The organism is Streptomyces sp. NPDC051636 (genome assembly GCF_044453765.1).
Classification (GTDB): Bacteria; Actinomycetota; Actinomycetes; order Streptomycetales; family Streptomycetaceae; genus Streptomyces.
Genome location: NZ_JBITDA010000047.1, coordinates 1 through 11,890, shown reverse-complemented (window position 1 = coordinate 11,890; position 11,890 = coordinate 1). Strand labels below are relative to the sequence as shown.

10 protein-coding genes and 1 pseudogene are annotated in these 11,890 nt (G+C 71.7%); 8 read left to right on the top strand and 3 right to left on the bottom strand.

Translation table 11 applies throughout. From position 1 onward, the window contains the following. Positions 1-84 precede the first annotated feature (84 nt). Complete coding sequence (gene ilvD, locus ACIBBH_RS40170) at positions 85-1,938, top strand: dihydroxy-acid dehydratase (RefSeq protein WP_399413588.1); 1,854 nt, start codon at positions 85-87, stop codon at positions 1,936-1,938. 65 nt (positions 1,939-2,003) lie between these two features. On the opposite strand, the gene ACIBBH_RS40165 is transcribed toward ilvD, so the two are convergent. Further along, on the bottom strand, positions 2,004-4,127 hold the full coding sequence (locus tag ACIBBH_RS40165; protein ID WP_399413586.1) for a serine/threonine-protein kinase: 2,124 nt from the start codon (positions 4,125-4,127) through the stop codon (positions 2,004-2,006). A 181-nt stretch (positions 4,128-4,308) separates the two neighbouring features. Here ACIBBH_RS40165 and ACIBBH_RS40160 point away from each other — a divergent pair, with 181 nt between their 5' ends. From ACIBBH_RS40160 to proC, 6 genes and pseudogenes are all read left to right on the top strand, one after another. Then, the gene (locus ACIBBH_RS40160; protein ID WP_399413584.1) at positions 4,309-4,641 is read left to right on the top strand and encodes an SH3 domain-containing protein; all 333 of its coding nucleotides are present in this window, start codon (positions 4,309-4,311) and stop codon (positions 4,639-4,641) included. Positions 4,642-4,799: 158 nt separating this feature from the next. Continuing rightward, positions 4,800-5,309 carry an EamA/RhaT family transporter gene (locus ACIBBH_RS40155; protein WP_399413582.1) on the top strand — a complete coding sequence of 170 codons (510 nt, stop codon included), beginning with the start codon at positions 4,800-4,802 and terminating at the stop codon, positions 5,307-5,309. A 34-nt stretch (positions 5,310-5,343) separates the two neighbouring features. Beyond that, positions 5,344-6,029, top strand: a pseudogene (locus tag ACIBBH_RS40150) (class I SAM-dependent methyltransferase); the annotation flags it as partial. Positions 6,030-6,072: 43 nt separating this feature from the next. After that, positions 6,073-6,882, top strand: a complete 810-nt coding sequence (locus ACIBBH_RS40145) for an ABC transporter ATP-binding protein (RefSeq protein WP_399413580.1) — start codon at positions 6,073-6,075, stop codon at positions 6,880-6,882. Continuing rightward, positions 6,879-7,652 (top strand): ABC transporter permease, encoded by a 774-nt coding sequence (locus ACIBBH_RS40140; RefSeq protein ID WP_399413579.1) that lies wholly within the window; start codon positions 6,879-6,881, stop codon positions 7,650-7,652. The genes ACIBBH_RS40145 and ACIBBH_RS40140 overlap by 4 nt, the downstream gene beginning before the upstream one ends. Positions 7,653-7,841: 189 nt before the next feature. Continuing rightward, a complete protein-coding gene (proC, locus tag ACIBBH_RS40135) occupies positions 7,842-8,654 on the top strand; it encodes a pyrroline-5-carboxylate reductase (protein WP_399413577.1) in 813 nt (270 codons plus the stop codon). A gap of 22 nt (positions 8,655-8,676) precedes the next feature. Here the strand turns inward: proC and ACIBBH_RS40130 are convergent, their stop codons facing one another. Further along, entirely contained in the window at positions 8,677-9,264 is a 588-nt protein-coding gene (locus ACIBBH_RS40130) for a cysteine hydrolase family protein (protein WP_399413575.1), read from the bottom strand. A 75-nt stretch (positions 9,265-9,339) separates the two neighbouring features. On the opposite strand from ACIBBH_RS40130, the gene ACIBBH_RS40125 reads away from it, so the two are divergent. Beyond that, complete coding sequence (locus ACIBBH_RS40125) at positions 9,340-10,338, top strand: GlxA family transcriptional regulator (RefSeq protein ID WP_399413573.1); 999 nt, start codon at positions 9,340-9,342, stop codon at positions 10,336-10,338. Here the strand turns inward: ACIBBH_RS40125 and trpS are convergent. Continuing rightward, positions 10,278-11,303, bottom strand: a complete 1,026-nt coding sequence (trpS, locus tag ACIBBH_RS40120; RefSeq protein ID WP_399413634.1) for a tryptophan--tRNA ligase — start codon at positions 11,301-11,303, stop codon at positions 10,278-10,280. The genes ACIBBH_RS40125 and trpS overlap by 61 nt on opposite strands. Positions 11,304-11,890 lie beyond the last annotated feature (587 nt).

Below are 11,890 nucleotides of genomic sequence, written 5' to 3'. Positions count from 1 at the left end.
CGCATTCCGGACACTCGTGTCCAGCACTTGGAGCGGCGGCGTACGCTCGTAGGGAGTCAGAACTCTCCGAAGGAGCGAGCGACGATGCCCGAGCTGAGGTCCCGCACAGTCACCCACGGCCGCAACATGGCGGGCGCCCGCGCCCTTATGCGCGCCTCCGGTGTACCCGGTGCGGACATCGGCCGGAAGCCGATCATCGCGGTCGCCAACAGCTTCACCGAGTTCGTGCCCGGCCACACCCACCTCCAGCCGGTCGGCCGGATCGTCAGCGAGGCGATCAGGGAGGCGGGCGGCATCCCGCGCGAGTTCAACACGATCGCCGTCGACGACGGCATCGCGATGGGCCACGGCGGCATGCTCTACTCCCTGCCCTCCCGCGACCTCATCGCGGACAGCGTGGAGTACATGGTCGAGGCCCACTGCGCCGACGCCCTGATCTGCATCTCCAACTGCGACAAGATCACCCCGGGCATGCTGATGGCCGCCCTGCGCCTGAACATCCCGACGGTCTTCGTCTCCGGCGGCCCCATGGAGGCCGGCCGCGCCACCCTCGTCGACGGCACGGTGCGCACCCTCGACCTGGTCGACGCGATGTCCGAAGCCGTGAACGAAAAGATCTCGGACGAGGACATCCTCCGCATCGAGGAGAACGCCTGCCCGACCTGCGGCTCCTGTTCCGGCATGTTCACCGCCAACTCGATGAACTGCCTGACCGAGGCCATCGGCCTCTCCCTGCCCGGCAACGGCTCGGTCCTGGCCACGCACACGGCCCGCGAGCAGCTGTACGTCGACGCGGCCCGCACGGTCATGGACATCACCCGCCGCTACTACGAGCAGGACGACGACACGGTCCTGCCGCGCTCGATCGCCACCTTCGCCGCCTTCGAGAACGCGATGGCCCTGGACATCGCGATGGGCGGCTCGACGAACACGATCCTGCACCTGCTGGCGGCGGCCCAGGAGGCGGGCGTCCCCTTCGGCCTGGAGGAGATCAACGAGGTCTCCCGCCGCGTCCCCTGCCTGGCGAAGGTGGCCCCGAACGTCGCCAAGACCCGTACGTACTACATGGAGGACGTGCACCGCGCCGGCGGCATCCCCGCCCTCCTCGGCGAGCTACACCGCGCGGGCCTGCTCAACGAGGACGTGCACGCCGTCCACAGCCCGTCCCTCGCGGACTGGCTGAAGACCTGGGACGTGCGCGGCGGCTCCCCGTCCCCCGAGGCCGTGGAACTGTGGCACGCGGCGCCCGGCTGCGTGCGCTCCGCCGAGGCCTTCTCCCAGTCGGAGCGCTGGGAGGCCCTGGACGACGACGCCGAGAACGGCTGCATCCGGAGCGTGGAGCACGCGTACTCCAAGGACGGCGGCCTGGCGGTCCTCAAGGGCAACCTGGCGGTCGACGGCTGCGTGGTGAAGACGGCCGGCGTCGACGAGTCGATCTGGACCTTCGAGGGCCCGGCGGTGGTCTGCGAGTCCCAGGAGGAGGCCGTCGAGAAGATCCTGAACAAGCAGGTCACCGACGGCGACGTGGTCGTCATCCGCTACGAGGGCCCGAAGGGCGGCCCGGGTATGCAGGAGATGCTCTACCCGACCTCCTTCCTCAAGGGCCGGGGCCTGGGCAAGACCTGCGCCCTGATCACCGACGGCCGCTTCTCCGGCGGCACCTCGGGCCTGTCCATCGGCCACGCCTCGCCCGAGGCGGCCTCCGGCGGCACCATCGCCCTCGTCGAGGACGGCGACCGCATCCGCATCGACATCCCGAACCGCACGATCGACCTCCTCGTCGACGAGGCGGAACTCTCCCGCCGCGAGCAGGCCCTGAACGGCGTCTACGCCCCCAGGAACCGGGACCGCAAGGTCTCCGCCGCCCTGCGGGCCTACGCGGCGATGGCGACCAGCGCGGACAAGGGAGCCGTGCGGGACGTGTCCAAGCTGGGCTGAGTCTCCTGACCCGCCTCGGGGCCGCCTCCGGTGGGGGCGGCCCTTACGGGTGTCGTCTGGACATGTCACCAGGCGGCGGGGTCGCTGCCGTCCACGGCGAAGACGCTGCCGTCGGGAGCGGAGGCGTAGACGCGGCCGTCGATGAGCACCGGCTCGGGCAGCGCGGCCGTGACCCGGTCCGCGTGCGCGCCGAGCCGTGCCGGGGTCTGCCCGAGGAGCCTGCCGCGCCGGGCGTCGACGGCGAGCAGCCGCCCGTCAGGAGTAGTGACATACACATGGCCGCCGTCGGCGACCGGCGTCGAGCCGCGGATCACGGAGGTCTCCAGCCGCCACAGCTGCCGGCGCGCGCCCGTGTCCACGGCCTCCAGCGAGCCCCCGGTGGCCAGGAGGTACACCACGTCTCCGCGCACGGTGGCGTGGACGCCCTCGCGGGACGCGGGCAGGGCCACCCGGCGTACCGTCCGGGCCTTCGGGGTGTAGCGGACCACCGCCTGCGTGGCCCCGTAGACCCGGTCGACGGAGAGGAAGCAGACGGATCCGCCGCTGGTGCCGACGGGCTGCAGTGATCCGTCGAGCCGTGCCTGCCACCGCGCGTCACCCGTGTTCGGATCCACCGCCGTGACCCGCGTGCTCGACCCGTCGGCGGACGTACTCGTCGCGTACGCCAGACGGTCCCCGGTGAACCACGCGAACGACGGCATGGTCTGCCCCGGTATCCGCCGGTGCCACTTCGTCTCGCCCGAGGCACTGTCCACCCCGGTGACCGTCCCGTCGGTCCCGGTGAGCAGGAGCATGCCGCCGGCGTAGCGCAGCCCGCCGTGTGCGGGGATGTCCTGTTGCCGGCGGACCTTGCCGGACGCGGGATCGAGCGCCTCCACACGCTGCCCCTCGTCCGTCACGATCTGCACCAGCCCTCCGGACAGCACGGGCGGTCCGCTGCCGGGCGCGGTGGCGGCGGAGTGCCGCCAGAGCAGGCTGCCGTCGGACGGGGACAGGGCGTAGACCCGCCCCGGCTGCGCGCAGACCAACGTGTCCGCCGTGGACGAGCATTGAGGCGCACCGGCGTCCCCGGACCCGGGCTCGGCCGTCCACGGCGTGAACGCCCCGGCCGACACGGTCTCCGAGCCGCCCGCCGACGACAGGGGAGCGGGGTCGTCGAGCAACCGCACCGAGGCGACCGTACCGCCGACGACGAGGGCGAGCACCCCGGCCGCCAGGACCGACCACCGGACCCGGCGCCTCTTGGGCCGCCCTTCGGGCTCCACGACCGGAGGCTCCTCGGCCGGTTCCCGTTCCGGTTCCGCGGCGGCGTGGGTCTCGCCCGTGCGCTGCGCCGGTATGAAGGCCTGCGTGTCGTACGAGGCCGCCACCGACCGCAGTTCCCGCATCAGTTCGTCGGGCGTGGGCCGTTGCTCCGGCTCCTTGGCGAGGCAGCGCAGCACCAGCGGCGCGAGGTTCTCCGGCACGCCGGTCAGGTCGGGCTCGTCGTGCACGACCTGGTACGCGACGATGTAGGGGCTGTCCGAGTCGAACGGCCCGCGCCCCGTCGCCGCGTGCACCATGACCGACCCCAGGGCGAAGACGTCGGCGGCCGGGCCCACCTCCCGCGGGCGCCGGAACTGCTCCGGCGCCATGAACGGCGGAGTACCGATCAGCTTCCCTGTCTCGGTGCGCAGTTCGCTGTCCTTGGGGCGGGAGATCCCGAAGTCGATGACCTTGGGCCCGTCCTCGGCGAGCAGGACGTTGCTCGGCTTGAGATCGCGGTGCACGACACCCACCCGGTGGATGTCGCGCAGCGCCTCGGCCAGCCCGGCCATCAGCCGGCGCAACCGGTCCGGCGCCATGGCCCCGTGCTCCTTCACGTGCTCGGCCAGCGTCGGTCCGGGAATGAACAGCGTCGCCATCCAGGGCCGTTCGGCCTCCGGATCGGCGTCCACGACGGGCGCGGTGAACGCGCCGCTCACGCGCCGGGCGGCGGCCACCTCCTGCCGGAACCGGCCCCGGAACTCGGGATCCCTGGCGAACTCGGCGTGTACGACCTTCACCGCGACCTTCATGCCCGAGGTGCTCCGGGCCAGATGCACGACGCCCATCCCGCCGGAGCCCAGGCGGGACTCCAGGTGGTAGTGACCGGCGTACTCGGGAAGTTCCGCTTCCGCGCCCGCTCCGGCGTTCTGCTGTGGCGCCATGGGACCACCCCCGTGCTGTTCGACCGCGCGCGCGACGCACGGAGCCTAGTCGATGACTCGTACGAGACCGAGGCGGCTTGCTAGCGTTCGCGTGCAAGTTGCGCACATGTGTTTCGTGGCGCGTTTCAGGGGAATCAAGGGGACCCCATGGCAGTCATGGGGCCGAACGGGGGGAGTTCACATGTCTGTTGCCGACATCGGAGCGGTCGAGGGCGGAGACGGGGAAGCGGCCGTCACCGCCGCTGCGGCCACCGCGGACACGGTCGTCCATTACTACTCGGTCGCCCCGGGCGTCCGGCTCAACGTCCGCAGCGGCCCCGGCACCACCTACAGCCTCGTCCGCACCCTGCCCGAAGGCGCGAAGGTCCCGATCTTCTGCCAGACGCCGGGCCAGACGGTCACGGGGCCGTACGGCACCAGCAAGCTCTGGGACAACATCGACGACGGCCAGTACGTGTCCGACGCCTACGTCCACACGGGCACCGACGGCTACGTGGCCTCGCGCTGCGCCTAGGGCCGTCCGGCGGATCGTGCCGCGGACGCGGGGCTTGGCACGCACCGAGCCCCGCTCACCCGCACTGATCGGGCACCGTCGGTTTCTTGCGCCATGATCCGCCGGACAGGCCCCGACCCGAGTACGGAGCCCGCCGCACCCGTCGCCATAATCGTCCCGTGAGCGACGAAACCGGCACCCCGGACACCCCGGCGGGCTCCACGGGCGACGGCCCCCGCCCCGAGCCCCTCCGTTACTTCGGAACGACCTGGGTGAACCACGACAACGGCTACGCCGCCCGCCGCGCGGCCGTCGCCGTCGGCTCGCTGGCGGGGGCCGTCGCCTCCTGCCTCGTCCTGCGCTTCGCCTACCAGGGCCTGGAGATCGCGGGCAGCGGAGCCTTCGTGACCGTCCTGGTCGTCGCCATGTTCGCGATCTGCAGCGCGCTGGCTTTCCGCACCACCTGGGACGGCTTCGCACAGCGCCCCGACCCCGACCGCCAGGCCTCCCTCCGCGGCCTGCTGGCCATCGGCTTCGTCGGCTCCCTCGCCGCGTACTTCTTCCGCTCGCTCACCGAGGCCCCCGGCGAGAAACTGCACCGCGCCGAGTACGAAGAGGCCCGCGCCCAGTACGCCCGCCGCACCGCCCGCCGCACGGGGAACCCCTCGAAGAAGCGCCGCCGGGGGTAGACAGGCCGGCGTCAGTGGCACCGGCGCATGATCTCCGGGGCTCTCGGACACCCCCGAGGAGCTCGCCGCCAGCCCCCTCACCGGCGCCCGGGTCGCGGGCGTCGGCGCCGTCACCGGCACAGCCACCGCGCTGCTGCACGCCCGCGGTGCCGACGTGCTCGCGGTCGAACCCGGCGACGGCATGGCAGCCCGGTTCCGCCGCGCCCTTCCCGACGTCCCGCTCGTCCGCGGCAACGGCAACGCCCTCCCGCTGACCGACGCCTGCGCCGACCTCCTCACCTGCGCCCAGTCCTGGCACTGGACCGACCCGGCCCGCTCGGTCCCGGAGGCGCTGCGCGTCCTGCGGCCCGGCGGCGCCCTCGCGCTGTGGTGGAACACCAGCCCGGTCGATGTCCCGTGGATCGGCGAACAGGCGGGCCGGCCCCAGCGCCACCCCGGCATCAAGTGTCCCGAGGACAGGGACGTCGACGGCCGCTCAGCCCTGGCCGACCCCACCGGCCGCCTGGACTTCGCCCACCGCACGGTCCGCTGGAGCCGCCGCGTCCCCGTCCCGTCGACACCCCTCTCGCCAACCTCGGCAGCCGCTCGATCTTCCTCGTCCACGACCCGGGGAGCACCAGCGCCTTCCTCACCGAGGAGCACACCCACCTGCTGGCCGCCTTCCCCGACCGGATGGTGGAGGAGGTCTACGACGTCGAGCTGCTGGTGGCCACCGCCTGACGACCGCTTGACGGCCCGCCGCCCCGGGAGGATTATTCATCGTATGATGAATTATTCGCCCGGTCCTCCCGGGGACCCCGCCGGCCAGCCCCCGCCCCCCGCCGTACAGGCCTCCGCCCTCACCGTCGTCCGAGGCCCCCGCACCGTCCTGCGCGGCCTGGACTTCACCGTCCCGCGCGGCCGGATCACCGGCCTGCTGGGCCCCTCCGGATGCGGCAAGTCCACGTTGATGCGCGCCGTCGTCGGCACCCAGGCCAAGGTCACCGGCACCCTCCAGGTCCTCGGCCATCCCGCCGGCCACCCCACCCTGCGCACCAGCATCGGCTACGTCACCCAGGCCCCCTCCGTCTACGGCGACCTGACCGTCCGCCAGAACCTCGACTACTTCGCCGCGATCCTCGACCCCGGCCGCGCGGCGGCCGACCGCCGCCACGATGTCGATCGCGTCCTCGCCGACGTCGACCTCACCACCCATGCCGACGCCCTCGCCGGCAACCTCTCCGGCGGCCAGCGAAGCCGTGTCTCCCTGGCCGTGGCCCTCCTCGGCACCCCCGAACTCCTGGTCCTCGACGAACCGACCGTCGGCCTCGACCCGGTCCTCCGCCGCGACCTGTGGAACCTCTTCCACGACATCACCGCATCCCGCGGCGCCACCCTCCTGATCTCCTCCCACGTCATGGACGAGGCCGAACGCTGCCACCGCCTCCTCCTCATGCGCGAGGGCGAGATCCTCGCCGACGGCACCCCGGACGCCCTGCGCACCCGCACCGGCGCGGAGACCGTCGAGGCTGCCTTCCTGCACCTGGTGGACGAAGCGGTCGCCGCGGGCCGCACGAAGGAGACAGCCCGATGAGCACGACGACCGCACCCGCCCCCACCGGCGCGCTCAACGCCTCCCGCACCACCGCCACCGCGACCCGCGTCCTGCGCCAGCTGCGCCACGACCCGCGCACGATCGCGCTGATGATCCTGATCCCCTGCCTGATGCTGCTCCTGCTGCGCTACGTCTTCGACGGCAGCCCGCGCACCTTCGACAACATCGGCGCCTCACTCCTCGGCATCTTCCCGCTGATCACGATGTTCCTGGTGACCTCCATCGCCACCCTGCGCGAACGCACCTCCGGCACCCTCGAACGCCTCCTCGCCATGCCCCTGGGCAAGGGCGACCTCATCGCCGGCTACGCCCTCGCCTTCGGCGCCCTGGCGATCGTCCAGTCGGCCCTGGCGACGGGCATCGCGGTCTGGTTCCTGGGCCTGGACGTCACCGGCAGCCCCTGGCTGCTCCTCCTCGTCGCCCTCCTGGACGCCCTCCTGGGCACAGCCCTCGGCCTCTTCGTCTCGGCCTTCGCGGCCTCCGAATTCCAGGCGGTCCAGTTCATGCCCGCGGTGATCTTCCCCCAACTCCTCCTCTGCGGCCTCTTCACCCCCCGCCCCGCCATGCACCCCGCCCTGGAAGCCATCTCCAGCGCCCTCCCGATGTCCTACGCCGTCGACGGCATGAACGAGGTCCTCCACCACACGGACATGACGGCGACCTTCGTGAGGGACGTACTGATCGTGGCGGGCTGCGCGCTGCTGGTACTGGGCCTGGGAGCGGCGACACTGCGACGCCGAACGGCATGATGCCCAGCGCCGGCCGGCACATCTCAGCGCCGGCCGGCATCACTCAGCCCGTCCGGCGCTTGAGGACGAGGCAAACCCGGCCCCCGGCACCCCCCAACCCCCGTCCGCCCACCGGACACCCACCCCGCACCCCCACCCCCCGATGCGAGGATGACCCCGGACGACAAAACCCCCGGAGGGCCCCGCACCATGACCCAGAAAGTCGCAGTCCTCGGCACCGGCAAGATCGGCGAAGCCCTGCTCAGCGGAATGATCCGAGCCGGCTGGGCCCCCGCCGACCTCCTGGTCACCGCCCGCCGCCGGGAACGGGCCGAAGAACTCCGCACCCGCTACGGCGTCACCCCGGTCGGCAACCCCGAGGCCGCGAAGACCGCCGACACCCTGATCCTCACGGTCAAGCCGCAGGACATGGGCGCCCTCCTCGACGAACTCGCCCCGCACGTCCCCGCCGACCGTCTGATCATCAGCGGCGCCGCAGGCATCCCCACCTCCTTCTTCGAGGAACGCCTCGCCCCCGGCACCCCGGTCGTCCGCGTCATGACGAACACCCCCGCCCTCGTCGACGAGGCCATGTCCGTCATCTCCGCAGGCACCCACGCCACCGCCGCCCACCTCGCCCACGCCGAGGAGATCTTCGGCGCCGTCGGCAAGACCCTCCGCGTCCCCGAGTCCCAGCAGGACGCCTGCACCGCCCTCTCCGGCTCCGGCCCGGCGTACTTCTTCTACCTGGTCGAAGCCATGACGGACGCCGGCATCCTCCTCGGCCTGCCCCGCGACAAGGCCCACGACCTGATCGTCCAGTCCGCCATCGGCGCGGCGGTGATGCTCCGCGACAGCGGCGAACACCCGGTCAAGCTCCGTGAGAACGTCACGTCCCCCGCGGGCACCACCATCAACGCCATCCGCGAACTGGAGAACCACGGCGTACGGGCCGCCCTCATCGCCGCCCTGGAAGCCGCCCGCGACCGCAGCCGCGAACTGGCCTCTGGCAAGAAGGACTGACCCCTCTCCGGGGGGCGGCCATTCACGCGGCCGCCGCGTCCACCACTTCCTCCGTGGTCACCACGCGCGCGAACCCGCCCCCCTGCAGCGACACCGCCGATGCCTGCGCGATCTCCTCCGCGCTCCGCCGCCACCCGAACGGCCCCTCCAGATCGAAGGTGTGCGTCGCGTCGTACGGCACCACCACGTCGTACCCGAGATTCCCGCCCATCCGGGCCGTCGTCTCCACGCACATGTTGGTCTGGATCCCGGCCACCACGATCTGCCCGATCCCTTCCCCCTTCAGCCAGGCCCCCAGATCCGGCGTACCGAGGAAGGCCGAGTTCACCGTCTTCGTGACGAAGAGTTCGGCCCCGGCCCCCTTCCCGCGCCGCTCCCGCACGTACTCCTTCAGGTCGTTCCCCTCGTACCCCGGCCGCAACGGTGACTCCGGCTTCGGCGAGTCGTGCCGTACGAAGACGACCGGCCGCCCCGTCGACTGCCACACGCCGATCAGCGCCGCGATGTTGTCGTCGGCCGCCGGGTTGTTCCGCGGCCCCCAGAAACCGGCCTCCTCGAAGCCCTTCTGCACGTCCACGACCACCAGTGCTGCGTTCTCCGCGATCTCCATGCCCACGATCCTGCCGCCGCCGGGCCGCCCACCCCATAGGGTGAAAAGACAGCGATCGATGGTTTACTGCCAGCCATGGCCAGTGCCCACCGCGTCGCCCTCGTCGCCTTCCCCGGCATCCGCGCCTTCGACGTCTCGGTCATCACCGAGGTCTGGGGCACGGACCGCACCGACCGCGGCGTCCCTGCCTTCGACCTGCGCCGCGTCGCCACCGACACCACCACGCCCGTTCCCCTGCGCGGCGGCCTCTCCCTCCTGCCCGACCGCACCCTCAGCTGGCTGGACCGCGCCGACCTCATCCTGATCCCCGGACTGGACGACCACCTGACCCCCGCACCCGCCCCCGTCCTCGACGCCCTCCGCCGCGCCCACACCCGCCGCACCACCCTCGCCGCCCTCTGCGGCGGCGCCTTCACCCTCGCCCAGGCGGGCCTCCTCGACGGCCGCCGCGCCATCACCCACTGGAACCTCGTCGACCTCCTGCGCGCCCAGCACCCCCACGTCACCGTCGTCCCCGACGCCCTCTTCATCGAGGACGACAACATCTGGACCGCGGCAGGCACGGCAGCCGGCATCGACCTCTGCCTCCACCTGGTCCGCCGCTCCCACGGTGTCGAGGCAGCCGCCACCATCGCCCGCTCGATGGTCACCGCCCCCTTCCGCACCGGCACCCAGGCCCAGTTCATCGAGCACCCCGTCCCGCACACGGACCGCGACGCCGACACCCTCGCCGCCGTGCGCGAACACGCCCTGCGCCACCTCCACGAACCGCTCACGGTCGCCGACCTGGCCGCCCGCGCGGGCATGTCCCCCCGCAGCTTCGCCCGCCACTTCACGGCGGCCACCGGCACGACCCCCCTCCGCTGGCTCCTCGACCAGCGCATCGCCGCCGCCCAGAAACTCCTCGAACGCACCGACCTCTCCATGCCCGAGGTCGCCCGCCGCGCCGGCTTCGGCAGCGAGGTCACGATGCGCCAGCACTTCGCGTCGCGCCTCGCCACCAGCCCCCGCGCCTACCGGGCCGCGTTCACGACGGCCTCCGCCCCGGCGGGCAACAGCCCGATCGCCCGATAGGCGGCATCCACGGTCGGCCGCGCCATCGCCCGAGCCCTGTCGGCCCCGCGCCGCAACACGCCCTCCACATACGAGGGATCGGCACACAGCTCCTTGTGCCGTGCCTGCACGGGCCGCAGCACCTCGACGACGGCCTCCGCGGTGTCCTTCTTCAGCGCTCCGTACGACGCGTACGCCTCACCCAGAGCCTCGGGACCGCCACCGGTACAGGCAGCGAGAATCTCCAGCAGATTCGCCACCCCGGGCCGTCCCTCCCGGTCGTACACGACGTCGCGCCCACTGTCGGTCACCGCCCGCATGACCTTCTTGCGCACCACATCCGGCTCGTCGAGCAGATACACGATCCCCGGTCCGGAGTCGTCGCTCTTCCCCATCTTCGAAGCCGGCTCCTGCAGGTTCATCACCCGCGCCGCCACCTCCGGACGCGTCGCCCTCGGCACCACGAACGTATGCCCGTACCGCTGGTTGAACCGCACCGCCAGATCCCGCGCCAGCTCGACGTGCTGAGTCTGGTCGTCCCCGACCGGCACCTCATCGGTTCCGTACGCCAGGATGTCCGCCGCCATCAGCACCGGATACGTCAGCAGCGACAGCCGCACGCTCCCGCCCCGCGCCCGTTCCCGCGCGGCCTTCTCCTTGTACTGGATCATCCGCCGCATCTCACCGTCGGTCGCCACGCACTCGAGCACGTACGACAGCCGCGCGTGCTCATCGACATGGCTCTGCACGAACACGGTGCACAACTCCGGATCCAGCCCGACCGCCAGCAACAGCGTCGCCGCCTGCCGACTGAGCCTGCGCACCCGCGCCGGATCGTGATCCACGGTCAGCGCGTGCAGATCGACGATGCAGAACAGCGCGTCCGCCCGGTGCTGGTCCATGTCGGCCCACCGCCGCATGGCCCCCAGGTAGTTCCCCAGCGTCAGATGCCCGGTCGGCTTGACCCCGCTGAAGACCCGCGTCATCTCCACTCCACCTCCTGGTCGAGGCCACCGTCCCGGCGGTCGCCCCGGCCCTCAGGAGTTGCGGAGGGAGATACGAGAACGGCCGCCGAGTCGGCGGCCGTTGAGTGCATACGTGCGTACGGCCGCCGTCAGGCGGCCCACCACTGCTGGTTGCAGGTACGCGTAGTCACGCATCCCAGAGTACGCGTCCCGGGTCCCGCACGGCCGCGAGTTGACACACCCCGCCCAGATCCCTAAGGTTCTTCGAGTTGTCCGACGTGAGAGCCGACTCCGGTCGGTCCCGGGCAGCCATTCCGCGGTACCAGCCACTGCTCGGCGACATGTCGTCGTGTGCTCAGGCGTGCGTATTTGCGAAATGAGGAATCCGCGTTCGAAAGGACGCAGCCCCCCGATTAGCTCGGGAGCGAGGAATCCGCTAAAGTCTCACTTGTCGGAACGGCCCAAGGGCCGGGAAGACAACCCCCTCTGACTGGGAATCAGACGCCGAAAGGATCTGATAGAGTCGGAAACACCGAAGGGAAGCCCGGAGGAAAGCCGCGAGAGAGTCTCTCGGGTGAGTACGAAGGAAGCGACCGTTCCTTGAGAAC